This window comes from Pseudoalteromonas sp. AWH4_217, from assembly GCF_056161105.1.
Window position 1 is genome coordinate 76,855 of the sequence record NZ_JBSWYM010000007.1, and the last position, 18,838, is coordinate 95,692.

21 protein-coding genes are annotated in these 18,838 nt (G+C 47.9%); 17 read left to right on the forward strand and 4 right to left on the reverse strand.

The window, feature by feature from the left end:
* Nucleotides 1–37: 37 nt before the first annotated feature.
* Nucleotides 38–220, reverse strand: a complete 183-nt coding sequence (locus ACXAH1_RS10150) for an alternative ribosome-rescue factor A (protein WP_046003563.1) — start codon at nt 218–220, stop codon at nt 38–40.
* Between the two features lie 198 nt (nt 221–418).
* Here ACXAH1_RS10150 and ACXAH1_RS10155 point away from each other — a divergent pair, with 198 nt between their 5' ends.
* The 11 genes from ACXAH1_RS10155 (at nt 419) to ACXAH1_RS10205 (ending at nt 10,381) form a co-directional block, all read left to right on the forward strand.
* The gene (locus ACXAH1_RS10155) at nt 419–1,393 is read left to right on the forward strand and encodes an alpha/beta fold hydrolase (RefSeq protein WP_475196460.1); all 975 of its coding nucleotides are present in this window, start codon (nt 419–421) and stop codon (nt 1,391–1,393) included.
* A 94-nt stretch (nt 1,394–1,487) separates the two neighbouring features.
* Nucleotides 1,488–2,525 (forward strand): NAD(P)H-dependent flavin oxidoreductase, encoded by a 1,038-nt coding sequence (locus ACXAH1_RS10160; RefSeq protein ID WP_475196462.1) that lies wholly within the window; start codon nt 1,488–1,490, stop codon nt 2,523–2,525.
* Between the two features lie 120 nt (nt 2,526–2,645).
* Nucleotides 2,646–3,455, forward strand: a complete 810-nt coding sequence (locus ACXAH1_RS10165) for an ABC transporter permease (protein ID WP_475196463.1) — start codon at nt 2,646–2,648, stop codon at nt 3,453–3,455.
* A gap of 292 nt (nt 3,456–3,747) precedes the next feature.
* A complete protein-coding gene (locus ACXAH1_RS10170) occupies nt 3,748–4,143 on the forward strand; it encodes a hypothetical protein (protein WP_475196465.1) in 396 nt (131 codons plus the stop codon).
* 147 nt (nt 4,144–4,290) lie between these two features.
* Nucleotides 4,291–4,515 (forward strand): hypothetical protein, encoded by a 225-nt coding sequence (locus ACXAH1_RS10175; RefSeq protein WP_475196469.1) that lies wholly within the window; start codon nt 4,291–4,293, stop codon nt 4,513–4,515.
* Nucleotides 4,516–4,779: 264 nt separating this feature from the next.
* Nucleotides 4,780–5,229 carry a hypothetical protein gene (locus ACXAH1_RS10180; RefSeq protein ID WP_475196470.1) on the forward strand — a complete coding sequence of 150 codons (450 nt, stop codon included), beginning with the start codon at nt 4,780–4,782 and terminating at the stop codon, nt 5,227–5,229.
* Nucleotides 5,230–5,262: 33 nt separating this feature from the next.
* Nucleotides 5,263–5,862, forward strand: a complete 600-nt coding sequence (locus tag ACXAH1_RS10185) for a class I SAM-dependent DNA methyltransferase (protein WP_475196473.1) — start codon at nt 5,263–5,265, stop codon at nt 5,860–5,862.
* A gap of 253 nt (nt 5,863–6,115) precedes the next feature.
* On the forward strand, nt 6,116–6,757 hold the full coding sequence (locus ACXAH1_RS10190) for a dioxygenase family protein (protein ID WP_475196475.1): 642 nt from the start codon (nt 6,116–6,118) through the stop codon (nt 6,755–6,757).
* A 389-nt stretch (nt 6,758–7,146) separates the two neighbouring features.
* Nucleotides 7,147–8,955, forward strand: coding sequence for a cytochrome-c peroxidase (locus ACXAH1_RS10195; protein WP_475196476.1), 1,809 nt, complete (start codon nt 7,147–7,149; stop codon nt 8,953–8,955).
* 323 nt (nt 8,956–9,278) lie between these two features.
* Nucleotides 9,279–9,869, forward strand: coding sequence for a Crp/Fnr family transcriptional regulator (locus tag ACXAH1_RS10200; RefSeq protein ID WP_475196478.1), 591 nt, complete (start codon nt 9,279–9,281; stop codon nt 9,867–9,869).
* Between the two features lie 65 nt (nt 9,870–9,934).
* Entirely contained in the window at nt 9,935–10,381 is a 447-nt protein-coding gene (locus ACXAH1_RS10205; RefSeq protein WP_475196479.1) for a methyltransferase family protein, read from the forward strand.
* An 89-nt stretch (nt 10,382–10,470) separates the two neighbouring features.
* Here ACXAH1_RS10205 and ACXAH1_RS10210 read toward each other — a convergent pair whose 3' ends face one another.
* The gene (locus tag ACXAH1_RS10210; protein WP_253047629.1) at nt 10,471–11,124 is read right to left on the reverse strand and encodes a hypothetical protein; all 654 of its coding nucleotides are present in this window, start codon (nt 11,122–11,124) and stop codon (nt 10,471–10,473) included.
* 242 nt (nt 11,125–11,366) lie between these two features.
* Nucleotides 11,367–11,936 carry a hypothetical protein gene (locus tag ACXAH1_RS10215; RefSeq protein WP_475196481.1) on the reverse strand — a complete coding sequence of 190 codons (570 nt, stop codon included), beginning with the start codon at nt 11,934–11,936 and terminating at the stop codon, nt 11,367–11,369.
* A gap of 265 nt (nt 11,937–12,201) precedes the next feature.
* Here ACXAH1_RS10215 and ACXAH1_RS10220 point away from each other — a divergent pair, with 265 nt between their 5' ends.
* The 6 genes from ACXAH1_RS10220 (at nt 12,202) to ACXAH1_RS10245 (ending at nt 17,967) form a co-directional block, all read left to right on the forward strand.
* Nucleotides 12,202–12,426: a helix-turn-helix domain-containing protein gene (locus ACXAH1_RS10220; protein ID WP_253047635.1), complete on the forward strand. Its 225-nt coding sequence runs from the start codon at nt 12,202–12,204 to the stop codon at nt 12,424–12,426.
* A 312-nt stretch (nt 12,427–12,738) separates the two neighbouring features.
* The gene (locus tag ACXAH1_RS10225; protein WP_475196483.1) at nt 12,739–14,121 is read left to right on the forward strand and encodes a DEAD/DEAH box helicase; all 1,383 of its coding nucleotides are present in this window, start codon (nt 12,739–12,741) and stop codon (nt 14,119–14,121) included.
* Nucleotides 14,122–14,238: 117 nt separating this feature from the next.
* Nucleotides 14,239–15,630, forward strand: a complete 1,392-nt coding sequence (gene dbpA, locus ACXAH1_RS10230) for an ATP-dependent RNA helicase DbpA (protein ID WP_475196487.1) — start codon at nt 14,239–14,241, stop codon at nt 15,628–15,630.
* 342 nt (nt 15,631–15,972) lie between these two features.
* Nucleotides 15,973–16,230 carry a type B 50S ribosomal protein L31 gene (locus ACXAH1_RS10235; RefSeq protein ID WP_010384175.1) on the forward strand — a complete coding sequence of 86 codons (258 nt, stop codon included), beginning with the start codon at nt 15,973–15,975 and terminating at the stop codon, nt 16,228–16,230.
* Nucleotides 16,231–16,235: 5 nt separating this feature from the next.
* Entirely contained in the window at nt 16,236–16,373 is a 138-nt protein-coding gene (gene ykgO, locus ACXAH1_RS10240; protein WP_046003577.1) for a type B 50S ribosomal protein L36, read from the forward strand.
* 223 nt (nt 16,374–16,596) lie between these two features.
* On the forward strand, nt 16,597–17,967 hold the full coding sequence (locus tag ACXAH1_RS10245) for a hypothetical protein (protein ID WP_253047644.1): 1,371 nt from the start codon (nt 16,597–16,599) through the stop codon (nt 17,965–17,967).
* 50 nt (nt 17,968–18,017) lie between these two features.
* On the opposite strand, the gene ACXAH1_RS10250 is transcribed toward ACXAH1_RS10245, so the two are convergent.
* Nucleotides 18,018–18,755, reverse strand: a complete 738-nt coding sequence (locus tag ACXAH1_RS10250; protein ID WP_475196490.1) for a hypothetical protein — start codon at nt 18,753–18,755, stop codon at nt 18,018–18,020.
* Between the last annotated feature and the right edge of the window lie 83 nt (nt 18,756–18,838).

Sequence of the window (18,838 nt, forward strand, 5' to 3'; positions counted from 1 at the left end):
AACAGCTGTTTGTCGAAAGCCTTATCTTATTGCTCGCCTAAGCTGCCATAAGGTAAGGCTCTCGGCCCTGGTGTTTGTCCTTACGACGGTAGCTGCCTTTGCCTTTTTTGCTTTTCTCTACTTTGCTTCTAAACAGCGGGCTGGTTACCAATGCTTTTAAAGCGTTGTCTTTTATGTCGCCCCGTAAATGTTCGTGGGACTGGCTGCGTTTGCTTGCCATACTCTTTTTGCTCCTGAATTTAGTTTAAATAACCACCAGCTGTGGCGCGCTGATTATTGATGTATTCCCCCTCGTACGCAAGTCAATTTTTTACTTTTTTCGTAAAAATTTTCTTGTTCATTTCGCCTTCAGCTCAAGATTGTAACTCTCTATGCGCTATACTTTTTTCTTAACCGTAGAGTCGCACTAAAAAACCCTATGCGCAGCATTAAAACCTCAAACGGCATTACCCTGAGCTATCAGGATTGTGGTAACCGACATGCACCCGCCATTATTTTGATCATGGGGCTGGGCGCACAAATGACGGTGTGGCCCGATGAGCTGTATTTTGGTCTGGTAGACAAAGGCTTCAGAGTGATCCGCTTCGATAACCGCGACAGCGGCTTGTCGAGCCATCTGGACGACTACGGCACCCCTAACCTGTTTAAAACCTGGTTACGCCGCAAGGTCCCCTTTGGAAAACAAGCGCCCTACTCGCTCGAAGATATGGCAGACGATGTACTGGCACTGATGAAGGCACTGAAAATTAAAAAAGCTCACCTGGTTGGCGCGTCTATGGGTGGTATGATAGCGCAGATTTTGGCCGCCAAGCAGCGCAAAAAAGTGCTCAGCCTGACCTCAATCATGTCTAACTCAAACAACCAGTTGATCTCAGGGAAAAGCCTGGGGGTTCTGATCAAACTGGCACGTATCACGCCCCGCGATAACTGTCGACAGGCCGCGATTTCATATAATGTAAGGCTTAATCAGCTGATTGGCAGCCCCGCCTATCCGCGAGACGAACACACTCTGCGAGAGCAGGCCACCATGCATATCAGCCGGGCCCATAATCCGGCTGGGTTTAAACGCCAGCTGGCCGCCATCACCGCGAGCGGCGACCGACGCCACCTGTTAACCCGGATCAAGGCGCCAACCTTAGTGATCCACGGCACCCACGACCCGATTTTTCCGCTCACGGCAGGTGAGCAAACCGCCGCCGAGATCCGCAAGGCACGGCTAAAAGTGGTAGAGGGCCTGGGGCACGACTTTCCGCCCATACTGATGGGCAAAATGGCCAAGTGGATTGCCAAACACGTAAAAAAGGCCGAACTCAAACGACTAAAAAAGAAGCGTAAGAAAAAAGTCGATACACAAAAGGATGTACAACTATCCGTGCAAGAGAAAACGCCCTAACCGTCGAATGTGCGCTTTGGTGCAATATTCACTTTTCTTCTGAGCGATTTTCCCGGTATGCTTACAACACGTCAGACCAGTTAAAATCATCAACATGAAAACACCTATTACCGACTTACTGGGCATAGAAAAACCCATCGTCTTACCTGGCATGAGCTGGATCTCAGTTCCTGAGCTGGTTGCAGCGGTATCCAATGCCGGCGGCCTGGGGATCTTAGCCACCGGACCATTGACGCAGGAGCAAACCCGTCAGGCCATTGCCAAAATTCGCACCCTCACCGACAAACCCTTTGGCGTTGGGATCACCTTGCTGATGCCCGGCGCAAAAGAAAACGCCAAAGTCGCGCTGGCTGAGCAAGTACCGGTGATTAACTTTTCGTTGGGTAAAGGCGACTGGATAGTGGAAGCCGTAAAACGTTACGGCGGCAAAACCATCGCCACAGTCGTAACCGAAAAACACGCGCTGGCCGCGCAAAAAAGTGGCGCTGATGCCCTGCTGGTGACCGGCCACGAAGCCGCCGCGCATGGCGGTGAAGTCACATCCCTTTGCTTAGTGCCCAACATTGTTGAGCTGGTCGACATTCCCGTTATCGCGGCAGGTGGATTTTCCGATGGCAAAGGCCTGCTGGCGGCACTGGCGCTGGGGGCCGATGCCGTTGCCATGGGCTCTCGGCTGGCAACCAGCACACAAAGCCCGGTCCATCAGAATGTTAAACAGGCGGTGGTCGATAAAAAGGTCGCCGACACCATTTATTCTAAGAACTTCGATGGCCTCTACGCCCGGGTAATGAAAACCCCGATGGCAGAAAAAGCCACCCGCCGCCCGATGAACCCCATCGTGGCCGTTTTTAAGTCCTTTAAAGCCTCAAAAATGGTCGATATGCCGCTGTGGAAATTACTACTGGGCTTACTGGCTCAGTTCGACAAAATCCGTATGCTGACCCTCTTTGGCGCCGCCACCGAAAAGCTGGAAGCCGCCACAATCAGGGGCGATCTGGAACGCGGCGTCCAGTTTATTGGCCAGTCACAGGGAATGATCCGTGACATCGAACCCGTTGAGGTCTTGATCGACCGAATCATGACCGAAGCGAAAGCCGAGCACGCCCGGGTAAGCAAACTACTGGCAGAGTGATTTGCAATAGCAGCTTATTTCGCAAGTAAGGCCACCGGGTGATTTTAAATGGCTTTCTGTATAATAATTGTGTGTAATAATCGACTGTAATTAAAACACTTATATTAGCCAGACACCCAGATGCAACAGGTAATCGACATCCAGTGGTGGCAGCTGGGCTTGTTTAGCCTGACCCTGCTGCTGCCCTTTGCTATCAACGCGCTGTATCAGCTCAATATTGGCAAAGAAGCCGTGATTGGACTGATCCGCATGGCCGTACAGTTATTACTGGTCGGCCTGTATCTGGAATATCTGTTTACCCTCAATAATCTCTGGGTGAACCTCGCCTGGTTATTGGTGATGCTACTCATCGGCAGTAGCGCTATTGTCAGTAAAGCCCGGCTGCCCAGGCGTCCGCTCTTTGTGGCCGTGTTTACCGGGTTGTGTGCCGGACTCTTACCCCTGTTAAGCTTTGTCACCCTGGTGATTATCCAGCCAACGCCCTATTACCATGCACAGTACCTGATCCCGCTGGCCGGTATGTTGCTGGGCAATAGCCTCAATGCCAACATCGTTTGCCTGCAACACTTTTTCGATGCTTTTAAAACCCGCTGGCCTGAATATGAAGCCGCACTGTCACTGGGTGCACAGGTGCGCGAGGCCACTTTGCCCTTTGTACAAAATGCGCTGCAAAAAGCACTGGCACCTATTCTGGCAACCATGGCCACTACAGGCCTGGTATCGCTGCCCGGCATGATGACCGGCCAGATCCTCGGCGGTGCCAGCCCCATGGTCGCCATCAAATATCAGGTGATGATCATGATTGCCGTCTGGGTCATGATGAGTGTGTCTATTGCCGTATGCTTATTTATCGCCGTGCGTAGTGTGATTAGCCCGCAGGGCAGACTAAATTCTGAGTGCCTGGAACAAGGAATAGCCGAACGTGGCTAGATAACAATAAACAGGCATACCTGAGCTGATATGGAAGATAAGGCCAAATTGCTGCGAGCTATTGTTCTAAGCACTAACTAAACATGAAAGTAGCGATTGACATGCGGGATCTGATTAGCCTCCTTTACCGCTGAGCTTGCTTTGCGCAAAGTAAAGCCGCTTGAGGAGCCCTGTGATTGTTGATAGGTTAAAACCCCATATAACCTTAAATGGCTGACTTTCAATATAGTCAGACGGTGTACCAACAGATTAATTGTGGTGAGTGCACAACTATAATTTTTAGGAAGGAACGGTGAAAAAACTTATCTTTTTAACAGCTTTATTTATTGGTATATCTTCATCGAATGCGAGCGAAATAAATCCAAAAGACTTGATTGGAATTTGGGGAAACTCAGAAGATGGAGGGAAAACATTTTGGGGATATGATCAGTACTTCGCTGATGGCAGCCTTAAATCTTGGGGGCAAATTCCCGAGACACCAGTAAAGTACAAGCTCGAGGGAACCTATCAAGTAAAACATAAGTTTAAGCTTAGTAGCTGTTTAACCATCAGCAAAACATCTCACCCTGAATTTATACCTACTGGTACGCATTGGTGCGATGAAATCATTAAGCTAAATGACAAAGTTTTTACTTTTAAGAGTAGCAATGGAAAAATGACAACTCTATATCGTCACAACCCAAAATGAGGGCGTTAATTCTGAAATAAAAGACACTCAGCTTGAGGGAGTTGCCCGAAAGTACTTATGTCAATATCACCTGCTTTGGTATAACGCACAATTTCTGGAGTGGGTGTTTTATCAATAATACAGGGCTTCAACTGGAAGAGTAATCTGATGAAATTAATACCATTTATTGCAGGCTGTGCGCTTACTTATATCGGATATGAAAAACTGACTTCAACGTCACCGGAACAAATAGGCTGGTTATTGGCCGCTGGAGGTGTTGTTTTCATTCTGAGCTCCTTCAGCACATCAAAAGGTAAAACCAGAGTTAGTATAGAGCTGAGTAACGACGATTCTGGCGGCGGTGGAAGCTCTGATGGCGGCGGCGGTGACTGATTAAGCCACAGTGTTCAAGGCGAGTACCTAACAACACTGCTCTATGATCTTTCCAAAAAGACGCCCGGAGGGAAGTTGATGCAAGAACCGGCAGATGGACTTAAAAAAGTACCATCCCCAATCGCTCTATTTCTTCACACCCTAAAAGACTTAGAAGGCTGATACTTCAGCATTTAGTTTAGCCTGGTAATTGGACACAGCACTTGATCAAAGGTTCAACCTTGATAAAGTGCTCTACTTAGCTTTATACAACAAAGGAATACCGTGGCTTTAGTCAAGTTTTTTAGAAACTTATTACTCTTACTGTTATTGCTTTATATCGCTGTTTTGACGAGCAAGACTGTGCAAATCTTTCTATTACATAAGATGAACTTAATGGGCTCAGGTTGGGATGATGGTGCTGTACAGATATTTATGGAAAACAAAACAGAATATAAGCCTGTCATACTCGATATGTTGGACAACAATAACATGAGCGCTTATGAGATAGATGTTACTTTTACATTTGCAGAGCTGTTGTTGGATGACGAGGATATTCGGTCAAAGTTAGAGACGATTTCAGAAAGTCATCCCCAAAAACAAGTAAGGTGTTTTTGGCATGATGTTTTAAATGGCCGTTTTGAGCATGCTCCAGTTTTTCCGAATCAGCCCAATAATGGAAAGAATCAGTTTGTGGCGTATCGGTTTGTTGATAACGGCACTCGTTGTAAGTAAACCCATAGGTGTTTTAACTTCAGAAAACCAGCCATGAAGCCAAAAGAAATAGGAAAAGCCTACAATCAAATTACCCACCTCTGGGAGCGTGAGGAGTTTGATATGACCAATGGCATTGCACAACACCAGAGGGCGATTCGTTTTGTTAAACATCGCGGCAATGCGCTGGATATTGGTTGCGGTTGCACCGGTCGTTTTATCGAGTTGCTGGTTAATGAAGGCTTTAAGCCAACTGGTTTAGATATTTCAGAAAAGATGCTCGCTCTGGCAAGGCGTAAGCATCCAGATATTTCTTTTGTGCAGGGTGATATTTGCACCTACATGTTGCCAGATAAATATGACTTTATAACAGCATGGGACAGCATCTGGCACATACCTTTATCGGAGCAAAAGCCGGCGCTCGCTAAGATCATCAACAGCCTCAACCCCGGAGGCGTGTTTATATTTTCATTTGGTGGCACAACGCAGGCTGGTTGCCACACTAACAATGCTATGGGGCCAGAGGTTTACTATTCGTCACTTGGTGTAACCGGGTTCTTACAACTATTCATCGACATGGGCTGCATTATCAGACATTTAGAGTTCGACCAGTACCCAGAGGTTCACACTTATCTGGTTGTAGAAAAACCGTGATCGGTACATCAACTCAAGAACCCAAAAGCATATGGAGGCACATTTAACCTAAGCTAAGCCCAAACTGTTCCAAAGACGCATTCACTGGTAAAAGTGACGCAGATCGGAAATAAAACTATATATTACAAATTGTTATAGACTTACTTGCACCAAACATAAATCTATTTAAGTAAAAAATAGCTTTTTAATAAGACATCAGAATACACCGCATCCTAAGCTGAATAGCAGATAACAACGTAAATTCAGGTGTTTTATGTCGCACAATTCCAGACGTCACTTTATTAAAAATCTCGCAGCAGGCACGCTGGCAGGTGCTTTTGCCTCCGCCGCACAGGCTCAAACAATGCTGACTCCCAGAGAAATGGAAGGGCCCTATTACCCCATTATCCCACAAAAAGACCAGGATGCTGATCTGACCCAGGTGGCCGGAAAATCAGGTGTGGCTCAGGGAACGCATATAGAAATAGCCGGGCAAGTATTTGATCACGAGGGACATACCGTTGAAGATGTCACGTTAGACTTGTGGCAGGCGAATGCTTTTGGTAAGTATCATCACCCTCACGATACCAGCGAGGCACCTATCGATGAACACTTTCAGGCCTGGGCCATTATACAAAGTGGCAAACAAGGGCGGTTTCGTTTCAAAACCGTATTCCCGGGTGCCTACCCGCTCAATGCCAGTAGTCAACGTACACCGCATATTCACCTTAAAGCGTCTAAGCTGGGTTATGACACGCTACTGACTCAACTGTACTTTCCGGATCACCCGCTTAATCACAAAGATGGCCTGTTTAAACGAAAAAGTACACAGGAGCAGGCGCTTATGACGGTCAAACGAACTGAACGTGAAAATAATTACCTGTTCAATTTGGTGATACAAAAGATCCCACTTTAGAATTTTTAACATCCCTTATCAGCTGCATTCTAAATGATAAGCCCACACTTAATGTGGGCTGACCCAATTTGCTTATGTATGTCAATATCGGAACATGGTAACACGCTGATCTAGAAAGTTTTATACCTCAGGGGCAAAACGTCACTTTTGAATAAATGCTCTAGATACAAAATGGCAAAAAACAGAATAAAGGATGACTAAAAAGTCAAAATATACACATTTCTTCCTTATTTCATTCCTACACTAATGTTGGAATCGCAATTTTATATTCCACACAATAATGACCTTCCCGGCGATATGCCGCGGGGGCAATACACACTCTCAGTTACGTTACAGACAGCAGTGTGCAAGCGCTACCCAACCACACACTGTTGTTAAGGATCATACCTATGAAAGCAAGAATATTCGGGCTATGGTTGCTGCCTATGAGCTTATGGTCAACATTCGTTCAGGCAGACACCAACCTACTCCCCACCCCACAACAGTTCACAGCAAAAGTACACAGCAGCAATCAAGTTGCGCTAAGCTGGCAGGCACCGGAAGATACCAGCAACATTAAAGGCTATCGCATCTATCGGGATGGCAAACGCATTGCCCGAACCACACTCACCTTTTACCAGGATGACAGTGCGATGGCGGGTACTGAATACAGCTACTTTGTGCAAGCTTTTGCCAAGGGTAAAGATAAAAACAAGCTCACCAGTGAACCGTCAAACACCGAAACGGTGACTACGCTGGCAAGTGATAGCAATGATGGCATGCGCAATGGTTCAGTAATAAATATTGGCATTGCGCGTTTGGTCGATTTGTGCGGTACTAACGACCTCAATGCCGTAACGGATGAGCAGCTCGATACCTGCATGGGCAAAGTCATTGAACATTATGAGTTGCAGCAGGGGCTGGAAGATATGCAGGCCTATGTGGCCCGCTATCGTCGACAGGAAGACCCGAAACTGATTGATCTGGGTAAACGACTGTTCTTTAGTAAGGCGCTGAGTCAAAACTATGATACCTCCTGCGCTTCTTGCCACCACCCTGCACAAGGTTGTGGAGGCGATGGCCTGTCTTTATCCATCGGCGTCAATGCTGAGAACCCAGATGTCATCGGACTGGGCCGCACCGACGGCAGTACTATCCCTTCTGTTGGACGCAGTTCGCCGCAGATCTGCAACACGGCCCTGTGGGTCAACAGTATGTTCTGGGATCAAAGGGTAAAACTGCGTCAGAGCAACCGTGAAAGTGAAGTGGGCCTGGTATCCACGGCCCCGATTATGACCCCAGAAGATGACGTAACCCGACTGATGAACAGCCAGGTTGCCAATACAGATCCCTTGCGTCTGTTAATGGCTCAGGCTCATTTCCCTGTCACCGCAGCCGCTGAAATGGGCGATCCAACCAGCTTTGAATCCCCGCAAGTCTATCGTGAATTTATTGCCAGCCGTCTGGCCGATGAATGGAAAAGCCACTTCGCAGCAGCCTACGGCGACGAGCAGATTGATTTCTTGCGTATCGCCAGAGCACTTGCGGCTTATCAGGCCTCATTCTTGTTTATCGACAATCCTTTTTTCAACTACATCGAAGGTGACATGGCTCGCCTCAACAATACAGAAAAACGCGGAGCATTACTGTTTTACACCTCAGCAGGATGCGCTAACTGCCACGATGGCGTGATGTTTACCCCGGAAAAAACCCGCGGTCCGCTTTACCCGCAGATTGGGCCTAACGCCGTCGCCGATGGTAATGCCAAAAACCAGTTCCGCATGCCGAGCCTGCTCAATGTTGGGATCACTGCGCCTTACGGCGATAAAGGTGTTTTCCCCACACTAGAGCGTGTTATCGAACACTATAATGACGTAACAGGTTCTCTGGAAAGCTTTTATCACAATGTTGAAACCTGCCAGCTGCCACAATTTCAGCACCTGACAACAGCGCAGTGCCGCGAGATTGTTGGTGGAGGCGAAGAGTTTGTTCTGGCACTTAACGCCGAGAACAGAGCAAATTCAGACAGAGGCGATGATGCCATCATCAAACACTTCACCAGTGATGAAATACATTACCTGGCCACCTTCTTGCGCTCACTCACCGACCCCAATGCGGTGGCTGGCAGCAACGCTATAGATGTGCTCATCCCACCCCGAGATGGTGGGCCTGATGGCCACCAGTTTGATGCCTTTGACAAAAACGGCAATCCGCTTTAACTCGACCCAACCAAAAAGGGCTACTTGTGCGGCCCTTTGTATTCCATGCGGGTGCACTTTGAGCCGCAAATCTCGAATTTTTAAAAGGCCGTGATTATAAAAGTTCACCTGAACGTTGGCACAACCCATTCAGAGCCTGCGCAGTAAACCATCGTCTGATTGTCACTACGCCCGCTGGACGACACAACATCAGCCATATCAGAGCCCACTGTCGGGCTCTACCTTGCGCCATAGGCAAACGGCTACCGTGTGGTCATGATTTCCCTTGGTGCTCCCACCATGAACATGCATAATAACCCCAAAAAAATGGAATTAGAAACACAATGGACATGTCTCATTTTGCTTTACTACACAGTACACTGAACCAGATCTCCCCCCTCGAACAGTCTTTGATATCTCGCCTGTCACACGCTATGTCCATTCAGCATTACCCGCCCAACACCGCAATTTTTGCCTGTGGCGACAGGGTTAAAACCGTCTCTTTTCTACTTGACGGTATTGGCCGCTATTTCTATCTGGATCGCCAAGGTAACGAGCGCAATAAATCTCTGGTCCAGCCAGGCGGCGCATTTACCAGCGTCAGCTCATTGGTGACCGGTTGCCCCAGCCCATTTGCCACGCAAGCCATCACCCACTGTACCACTGCGGTTATCAACTACAGCACACTGCTCGAATTGTCGGAACAGCACGTCGAAGTAGCCACTTTTGTCCGGCATCTGTACGAGCGTCTGGTGATTAAAAAAGAAAAACGCGAAGCGGCTTTTTTGATGCAAAGTGCCACCGAGCGCTATCAGGCGTTTTTGCTCGAATTCAGCGATACCTACCACCAGATCCCATTACGCCAGGTTGCCATGTATCTGGGGATCACCGACGTTGCCTTGTCCCGAATAAGAAATCAAATGGGCTTAACTTAGGTTAAGGCCACGTTGCAAACCGCTTGCTAGAGTGCCTCAACCCCCTCAATGAATGGAGATCCACAATGCAGCGATTACTGCCCCCAATATTACTGATTTTTTTTGTATCTATAATCATAGTCGGTTGCTGGTATAACGAACTGACACACCTTCTACTCACCCCTTACAACCTGCTCGGGCTACCTTTCTTACTTGGCGGTCTTTTTCTGGCACAAGCGGCTAAAGGGCTTTTTAAGCAGGCTGAGACAAACATCATGACCTTTGGCGAACCGGATAAATTGATCACACAGGGGCCATTCGCTTATTCGCGGAACCCAATGTACCTGGGTTTGAGTAGTGCGCTATTCGGCTGTGCGCTGCTGTGTGGTGCAACGCTGTGGTCACTCGGGTTAACCCTGTTATTTGTGGTGGTGGTCGATTTTTGGTACATACGCCATGAAGAACGGGCTATGCATAATAAATTTGCTGAACATTACGAGGATTACCGCACTCGCGTCAGGCGATGGCTATGAACAACAACATCGAACATCTCCTTAAATATTATACTTTAAGGTAAAAGGCACACACTACTGTGGGTAAGTGGGCGGCTCTATGCCGCCTGTCACATATAACTCTCAGCATCATAGAAAAGCTGTTTCAGTGTCCCGCAGTTAATAAACTTATAAGCCAATTCACCTTCGCTGGGTACCCGTTTAGAAGCCCGGAATTTTTGCAGGCACGCCCCCGTTAAGTCTACAAAAATCAGGTGGTTAAAACTGGGTCTTTGCTGTATTTTGTGGACATATATACGTTCCGTTTTGTTGATTTCAATCATGTCATACTCATGCCACTGCGACGCAGGCTCCAACTTGCTGAGCTTTCGGGCAAAAAGTTTATCACTGAGCACCAACTGTCTTTGTGGGTATACCAGCCTGCCTCCACGCGCATAATGTCCCTCATAAACATCTGCGGTGATCATAACTTCCTCTCCCCGCTCCAGTCGTTGCAAATTAAACGGCTCCGGTTTAATGGTGATTAGCTTGGCATCACGAACCAGACTCAGAAAAGCCACATCCGGGTTCTCCAGTCGGTAAACGACATGGATATCATTGGGTAAGCCGTACGACGGAAAGTTAGTCGCATAAATGCGTGAACCTCGGTTCATCAGCGCCATACCATGCTCCCCTTTGTAAGCGGGGTTCAGTGGTGGGGCTTGTTTTTCATCGGCTGAAGCCTGTGCTGTAAACAGTAAAATAGCGAGCAGAATGACTCTCATTGTTGGTTCCCTCAGAGTGTTTCCACTCAGTATAGCAAGCAATGATTAAGACATCCGGGTACAAGTGTGCTCGTGCATGAGTTCCTTCAAACTTGCTTTATTGGCTTCTGACGACACAGCCCATCATGACTTTATAAACCAACCGGCCTTGAGGTTACGCTACCCTTGACAGACAGGCAAAAACGAAAAAGCCGCCCGGGATCAACCGGGCGGCAAAACATCAACGTTGCCAAAAGTTAAGGTTATGGCTGAACCGGGATCAGATTGAAGTTTTCAAGTCTGCCGTCCAAGTTTCGGTGCGCTTCAATTTCAGCGAAGAAAGCCTGGCCATTACGTGTGGCTGGTGTAGCCACTGTATAGAATACAAAGTTCAGACCTGCAACAACCTGTTGCTGAGCCGCCAGAATGTCATAACGTACACCAACCAGTGATTCAATCTGCTCAGCCGCCGCTTTTTCAGCATCGGTGAACTCATCACGCAGTGCTACACCATCGAACGAACCGATAGGTGGAACAAGTACGGGACGACTTAATATACGCTCTGCTGTTTCGGTGTATTTGTCATCCAGCGCATGGATCACGATAAGCTCAAGTTTGTTCACTTTTGCCACGTCCGGCGCAACAACTGGCTCAACCAAACAGTAGAACGCATAGTTAATACCATTAACTACTTGAGACTGGCCTGCCAGTGGGGTGATTTTTACACCATCGCGCTGATTAATGTGCTCAAACGCATTGATAAAGTCTTTGCTGAAATCTTTCGCCAGTACAACTGAACCATAGGCACCCAGGTTATGAACTGTCTGAGACATAATTGTTTCCTTATTATTTCCAGTAATCCCGCACCATGCGGGGCTTATTCAACTGGCACTCAGTGTAGATGCGAATCACACGCTTGTTGGTATCAGTTTAGTATCAGTTTGGTATCAGTTTCTTTGCCCCTAAATCTAAGACATTAGGGTGAAAAAATGCTGACAGTGTGTAGTAAAAAGTGGACACTTTAATTGGCTTTAACAATTTGGCAAAAAGCGTTCAGGGCTGCTAGCCTTAGCATCCAAACCAGTCAGGAGCACTTCAATGGACGGTAGAGTCAAACTCAATTGTCATCGGCTCAAGGAGCTAAGAAAAGGTCTCGGCCTGAGTCAGGAGAAACTGGCATGCGCTTGCCAGGATCAGGCTTTATGTGTGTCAATTGCCACGCTGAAACGTGCCGAGTGCGGTAACCGGGTATATTACCGCACAGCAGGCGACCTGGCTCGTTTTTACCAGATCCCCGTTGCTGAACTATTGACCGAACAGTGAGCTCCAGTCATAAAATGAAATGCCTGGCATTTCGAGTGTCATCACGCCTTCCTGAGTCCAGGCTTCACCCCTATATAAAAGACGTGATCATATTCATCTCTGGTGCCGGGTTTCGCATTAGTCGTATTTGCTCACTTACACGCTTTCACTCACCGGATTGAGTAATCGTTAAACTGAGCCGGGACTGATCTTCAAGGCACTCATAATGTGCGTATATCGCGCGCATATATCCACATCAAACTGATGACAAAAATTGCTATGTTGGGGTAAATCTTGTACTCTTCCGGCCCGCATTCTTCAGAGTACACAAACATGAGCTTCAGCAGTCTTGGCTTATCTCCCGAAATTAATCAAGCCGTAGCCGATCAGGGTTACTCAACACCAACCCCTATTCAGGAGCAAGCCATCCCAGCCATTTTACAAGGCCGGGATATTATGGCCGCAGCCCAGACAGGCACAGGCAAAACAGCAGGCTTTACCCTGCCCATGCTGGAGCTGTTGAGCAGCAAACCAAAAGTAAAAGCCAACCAAGTCAGAGCACTGATCCTGACACCGACCCGCGAGCTGGCGGATCAGGTCTGGCAAAGTGTTGAACTGTATAGTAAACACCTGACTTTGTCCTGCCAGGTTGTCTACGGTGGCGTGAAGATCAACCCGCAAATGATGAAGCTACGCAAAGGGGCCGATGTACTGGTGGCGACACCGGGGCGGTTGCTCGACTTATACCAACAAAATGCGGTGAAGTTCGATCAGTTAGACATTTTTGTGCTCGACGAAGCCGACAGAATGCTGGATATGGGGTTTATCCACGACATTAAACGCCTAATTAAGTTGCTGCCATCACAACGCCAGAATTTACTATTCTCGGCCACATTTTCTGATGAGATCCGCTCCCTCGCCAAGGGACTTATTCAGGATCCCGTTGAGATTTCCGTGGCACCGGCCAACAGCACCGCCAAAAGCGTCACTCAGTGGGCCTACCCGATAGATAAAAGCCGTCGTACCGCCTTGCTCAAACACCTGATTAACACACATGGCTGGCAACAGGTGCTGGTCTTTACCCGCACCAAACATGGCGCTAATCGCCTGGTACGCGACCTCGAAAAGAGTAAAATTAACGCCGCAGCGATCCACGGCAATAAGAGCCAGAGTGCGCGAATGAAGGCACTTGCAGGCTTTAAAAATGGTGAGTTACGCGTCTTAGTGGCCACTGACATTGTGGCACGAGGCCTGGATATCCAGGAATTACCCCACGTCGTCAACTTTGACCTGCCCAATGTGTACGAGGACTACGTACATCGTATCGGCCGTACCGGTCGTGCCGGTGCCACCGGTGAGGCTGTCTCGTTTGTCAGTGAAGATGTTGCCAGCGATCTGTTCGGCATTGAGCGCTTGATCCAGCAGTTGATCCCACGCGTTGTAGAGCCTGGATTCGAGCCACAAAACCCGGTGCCTGAGTCAAAACTGGACACTCGTCCGATTAAGCCAAAAAAACCGAAAAAGCCTAAGAAACCCAAAGCAGCCACAGCGGAGCAATCCGCACAGCGCAAACAGGCAGACAAGCCCAGAAACGGCCAAAAGTCGCAATCCGGAAATGATAAAACCGCTGCGCCAAAACGCCGCAGAAGACGTCCTGCCAATAATCAGAGCAAACCCGGCGGCAATAAATCTGCGGCACAGAAAAAGCCAAACTAAAGAGCCTCTCGGAGCGCTTTAAATCTCGACACCCTATGTCACCAGGCAGGCACGGTATTGCGCGCTCTGCCTGCGTGTCATGTTATACTCACTCTTTCAATTAAAAAGAAGCCCGCTATGAGTACCTCTACGCCCTTTTCCAGTATCAATCTATCACCGTCTTTGTTAGATAACCTGACCTCGCTTGGCTATCACACCATGACAGAAATTCAGGCCCAGACCTTGCCACAGATCCTGGCCGGCAAAGATGTCATAGGTCAGGGAAAAACCGGTTCTGGTAAAACCGCGGCATTTGCCCTTGGTTTGCTTAGCAACCTGAGAGTAAAACGCTTTAGGGTGCAAGCCCTGGTGGTTTGCCCTACCCGCGAGCTGGCAGATCAGGTTGCCGTAGAGATTAGAAAGCTGGCACGTGCCATCCATAATATCAAAGTACTGACCTTGTGCGGCGGCGCTCCCATGGGGCCACAAATTGGCTCGCTGGAGCATGGTGCCCATATCGTGGTTGGAACACCTGGTCGCCTTGAGGAGCACCTGCGTAAGGGGCGTCTGTCATTGGATGAGGTCAATACCTTTGTCCTGGACGAAGCAGATCGTATGCTGGAAATGGGCTTTGAAGAAGCGCTGGACTGTATCGTGTCACACTGCCCACCCCAGCGTCAGAACCTGTTATTCAGCGCCACCTACCCGGCCAAAATTGAGCAACTGGTGGGTCATATTATGCGCGACCCGGTTAAAGTGGAAGTTGTTGCACAGCATGATCACAGCACCATAGAGCAGCACTTCTATGAAGTGGCCGACAATGAAGCGAGGGATGCTGCACTTCATAAGCTACTGTGTCAGTTTCAGCCCGAGGCAGCGGTGGTGTTTTGTAATACCAAAGCACAGTGTCAGGATGTCAGTGATATGTTGCAGAGCTATGGCGTTGACAGCGCGGCCCTGCATGGCGACCTGGATCAGAAAGATCGTGATAAAACGCTGGTACGCTTTGCGAATCGCAGTTTAACCATCCTGGTTGCAACCGATGTGGCGGCACGGGGTATCGATGTTGACCATGTTGATATGGTTATCAACTATCATATAGCCCATGATCCCGAGGTACATGTCCACCGAATCGGACGTACCGGCCGGGCTGGCAAAACCGGCGTCGCCTGTTCACTGATGAGCTATAAAGAGTCCCATAAAGTGAATATGCTGGAAGATTACCTCAGCCTGGAGATTGAACCGACTCCTGTGCCTGGCGAGCAGGTGCTTGCGAATCAAGTTAAACGTGCCCCTATGGTAACCATACAAATTGATGGCGGCAAAAAAGCCAAACTGCGTCCGGGTGATATCCTGGGTGCACTGACCGCTAACCAGGTATTGCGTGGCGATCAAATAGGTAAGATAAAGGTCACAGCTATGTCCTCATATGTTGCCGTGGAGCGTAAGTACGCCAATCAGGCTGTTAAGGTCATCAGCGACGGAAAAATGAAAGGACGCAATTTCAGAGCCCGTAAACTTACCCGTTAACGCCTTGCCCTGACCTGCACTTAGCTACTTGAGATGACATGTTCAAATGCCATCTCAAGTAGCCACACCTAATACCAATTTCACTTAATACCTGTTCAATTTGAAGGAGCAAATAGGGCGCTAACGGCGTTAAAAATTTCTCATTTAGAACAACTAAATAGCAAAATTTTCGCCTTGTTATCGAGCCTATTTTCTCGCCTCAAAATAGAACACTTGATTAAGCAAATTGGTATAAACCAATTCTTCCCCACCCGGAGATACAATTGCGAATTACTTTCATTTACCATTCCCATTTATGTTTTGTTATGATATAACACACGCACTGAATTGTTGGAGAAGAAAATGAAGCCAGATATCCATCCTGATTACCACTTAGTTGCCTTTCACGATACCTCGGTAGACAAGTATTTTATCGTTGGTTCCACGATTAAAACCGATCGCACAGTAGAAGTAGACGGCGTGACTTATCCGTATGTACCTATTGACGTTTCCAGTGAATCTCACCCTTTCTATACCGGTAAGCAGAAACTGGTTGCCAGCGATGGTCGGGTTGCACAATTCAATCGCCGCTTTAAGAATCTTGCTGGCAAAAAGGGATAATCACCATGAAAGTACTCAGTTCATTAAAAAGTGCCAAATCCCGCCCGGGTTGTCAGGTCGTCAAACGCCGCGGTCGCGTGTATGTGATCTGCAAAGATAACCCGCGCTTCAAAGCCGTGCAGGGCAAAAAGAAGAAACGCTAAAATTACCTGATACAGCCGGTGCGCTTTGCACTGGCTGCTTTCCCCGCAATCCTCTGAGCATGTTATCGACCACTTTAGAGACTGATCAATTACTATTTTTGTCTTAAATCAAACAATTAAACTCATTATATTGTATTTAAAATAGGGATATGCATAATGCAAAAGGTTCCACTTTTGGAACCGTCGATGAACGACATAAAAAACAAAAAGGAAATATTTGATTATGAAATTAATGCAAACATTGAGTGTTTTAGCATGCATGCCTACCCTAGCTCTTGCATCACAATTACCCACAGATGCATTGTATCACCTTAGCACAGGAGCCAAAGTCACAGCTCAGTCGTCAACACTGGACATGACACCCAAAACACACTTATTTAACTCGGTTATACGTGCGGCCCAGGCAGATACCCCTGCAGCCAGTACCATCACCCCCATGTGTCAGACTTTGTCACTCAACACCGTTTACCCTTTCGGCGGTATGACGGTAGGACAGAAACCTTGTTTTCACTTTGAAGTCACAGAGCCTGGTAAAACGACAGCGTTTCTATTCGGTCAGTCAGCCGACACCAATATTAATCTCAGCATAGTGCGTCACAACCCGGACAATACCTTTACCCTGATGGCCAATTCTGCCAATGCAGCGAATGCCGATGAGTTGGCCGCCGCTCTGACGGAGCCTGGTCATTACTATTGGCTGATGGATGTGATAGCAACGGATAGCTCCGATATCAAGTTTGGCGCCATATCATCTACTCAGGCTCAGCTTGACGACTTTGAAGCGAATGACTCAATTGCGACTGTCACCATGTTGCCCGACAAACAAAACCGTGTGAAAGGAAACATAGACAACGTATTCGACTACGACTATTTCGCCTTCACCGCCGTGCGGGGCCAGGACCTCATTGTAAAACTCGAGGACGAAGCGAAAACGGATGAGTTTGTACTGGAAATATACAATGGTGGTAACTGGCAACCCGTCGCCGTAAACAAAGCCGAGACTATTTCTCAGCTGCAGGAAAACCAAAGTGTTGTAGTTCGGGTGAGTGGCAACCCAAATCTACAAAATAACCCGGCTAATCAATATACTCTCGTATTGGGCTCAGTGGTCGCGTCGTTTTCCCATGACTCGGTCAGTGGCGAACATGGGGTAGAGCGGATCCCATATTCAGCATTTAAAGCCCCCTACCTGACCACTCAGGCATACCGGGATCTTAACTGGACAGTCACGTTGAATGACTCCAAAGGCCACCCTGTCGAAGGCGCTGAAGCCACGTTTAAGCTGATCCGAGATTTTGACTCAATTGATGACGTCAGAAACCCATATGAAGATTTTGTCGTAACATCTGATGCAAATGGTAAAGCATCTGGTGGTGTTAACTTAGGCCGTTGCTTTAGTGATTACACCGTAGAGCACTCGTCATACAGCATGGGCTACAGAAATACCTGGCGCACAGACTTCCTGGTCGGTGCATGGCGGATTGAAATCGATTCTTATGAAGAGAAAGTCATTGGCATCGGTGGTACTCAGCACCCATATGTCTACATTGGTCACTTGTGTGATCAGGATTTAGTATCGAGCACTCGTAATTAATCCAACATCAAAACAGGCCAGTCTGCTGGCCTGTTCCGTATCAAAAGCAGTTATAGCTGTCTGGCATTACGCTGCAACTGACCACCAATACTATCTACAAGTGTAAACTGGTTAAGTCTCGCATCACCCAGTTTAACTTGCGCGTCACTCTGGCTACTTTCTTCCATCAGTGCTTTAAAGTCGATAATGTCGGCAAAGTTGCTGCGATTAATATCGTATTTGGCCCAGTAGTCCCCACTTTCATTGGGGCCTTTAAGCAACTCAATCCCTTCCATCATTGTATCCTGAAAGGTTTTTGCCAAAGCCACGAGCTCTTCGTTTTCATTCAGCTTCTCTTCGAGCAGTTGCTTTTCACTGTCTGTCAGGTCATCACCGCTGACCACCAGTGCCCCGTCTTCATTGACGGAAAAGCCCCAGCCTTTGTCACTCAGCCCCGGAGATAGTTGCTCAATTTCCTTAGTCACTTTGGCAAACTCAGCACTCATATCCTCTGCAATTTTAGGGATCGAAACAGCAAACAATAGTCCAGTTGCAGCATCCATTCGCTCACTGTATTGCTCTGGTGTTTCTTGGTTTTCCGATGAGGTGATAGTCAGAGGCCGATCATAAACGAGTGCCGGTGATGGCGCTTGTGCGCCGTGATATACATCTTTGGCAAGTGTGCTTTGTGCTGAGCCGGGTGAGCTGGAAACGGGCTGTTTTGCGTCTTTAAGGTTACCTGAAGAGGCCACCTTGCTTTGCAGATCAAGTTGCGCTGCAGGCCCGCCACTGTGCGTGTTCACTTTCATGCTATTTTCCTTATAGATGTCTTAACTTGTCGCTTAAGCCAAACGCTTAAACTAACAACAATGGCTTACATTATAATCGTAAT

Bases quoted from the DNA above. Each gene is read 5' to 3' on its own strand.
- dbpA (WP_475196487.1), top strand. From the start codon at position 14,239: ATGAGTACCTCTACGCCCTTTTCCAGTATCAATCTATCACCGTCTTTG.
- ACXAH1_RS10190 (WP_475196475.1), top strand. From the start codon at position 6,116: ATGTCGCACAATTCCAGACGTCACTTTATTAAAAATCTCGCAGCAGGC.
- ACXAH1_RS10250 (WP_475196490.1), bottom strand. From the start codon at position 18,755: ATGAAAGTGAACACGCACAGTGGCGGGCCTGCAGCGCAACTTGATCTG.
- ACXAH1_RS10195 (WP_475196476.1), top strand. From the start codon at position 7,147: ATGAAAGCAAGAATATTCGGGCTATGGTTGCTGCCTATGAGCTTATGG.
- ACXAH1_RS10235 (WP_010384175.1), top strand. From the start codon at position 15,973: ATGAAGCCAGATATCCATCCTGATTACCACTTAGTTGCCTTTCACGAT.
- ACXAH1_RS10155 (WP_475196460.1), top strand. From the start codon at position 419: ATGCGCAGCATTAAAACCTCAAACGGCATTACCCTGAGCTATCAGGAT.
- ACXAH1_RS10205 (WP_475196479.1), top strand. From the start codon at position 9,935: ATGCAGCGATTACTGCCCCCAATATTACTGATTTTTTTTGTATCTATA.
- ACXAH1_RS10150 (WP_046003563.1), bottom strand. From the start codon at position 220: ATGGCAAGCAAACGCAGCCAGTCCCACGAACATTTACGGGGCGACATA.
- ACXAH1_RS10165 (WP_475196463.1), top strand. From the start codon at position 2,646: ATGCAACAGGTAATCGACATCCAGTGGTGGCAGCTGGGCTTGTTTAGC.
- ACXAH1_RS10215 (WP_475196481.1), bottom strand. From the start codon at position 11,936: ATGTCTCAGACAGTTCATAACCTGGGTGCCTATGGTTCAGTTGTACTG.
- ACXAH1_RS10160 (WP_475196462.1), top strand. From the start codon at position 1,488: ATGAAAACACCTATTACCGACTTACTGGGCATAGAAAAACCCATCGTC.
- ACXAH1_RS10175 (WP_475196469.1), top strand. From the start codon at position 4,291: ATGAAATTAATACCATTTATTGCAGGCTGTGCGCTTACTTATATCGGA.
- ykgO (WP_046003577.1), top strand. From the start codon at position 16,236: ATGAAAGTACTCAGTTCATTAAAAAGTGCCAAATCCCGCCCGGGTTGT.
- ACXAH1_RS10225 (WP_475196483.1), top strand. From the start codon at position 12,739: ATGAGCTTCAGCAGTCTTGGCTTATCTCCCGAAATTAATCAAGCCGTA.
- ACXAH1_RS10210 (WP_253047629.1), bottom strand. From the start codon at position 11,124: ATGAGAGTCATTCTGCTCGCTATTTTACTGTTTACAGCACAGGCTTCA.
- ACXAH1_RS10200 (WP_475196478.1), top strand. From the start codon at position 9,279: ATGGACATGTCTCATTTTGCTTTACTACACAGTACACTGAACCAGATC.
- ACXAH1_RS10220 (WP_253047635.1), top strand. From the start codon at position 12,202: ATGGACGGTAGAGTCAAACTCAATTGTCATCGGCTCAAGGAGCTAAGA.
- ACXAH1_RS10185 (WP_475196473.1), top strand. From the start codon at position 5,263: ATGAAGCCAAAAGAAATAGGAAAAGCCTACAATCAAATTACCCACCTC.
- ACXAH1_RS10245 (WP_253047644.1), top strand. From the start codon at position 16,597: ATGAAATTAATGCAAACATTGAGTGTTTTAGCATGCATGCCTACCCTA.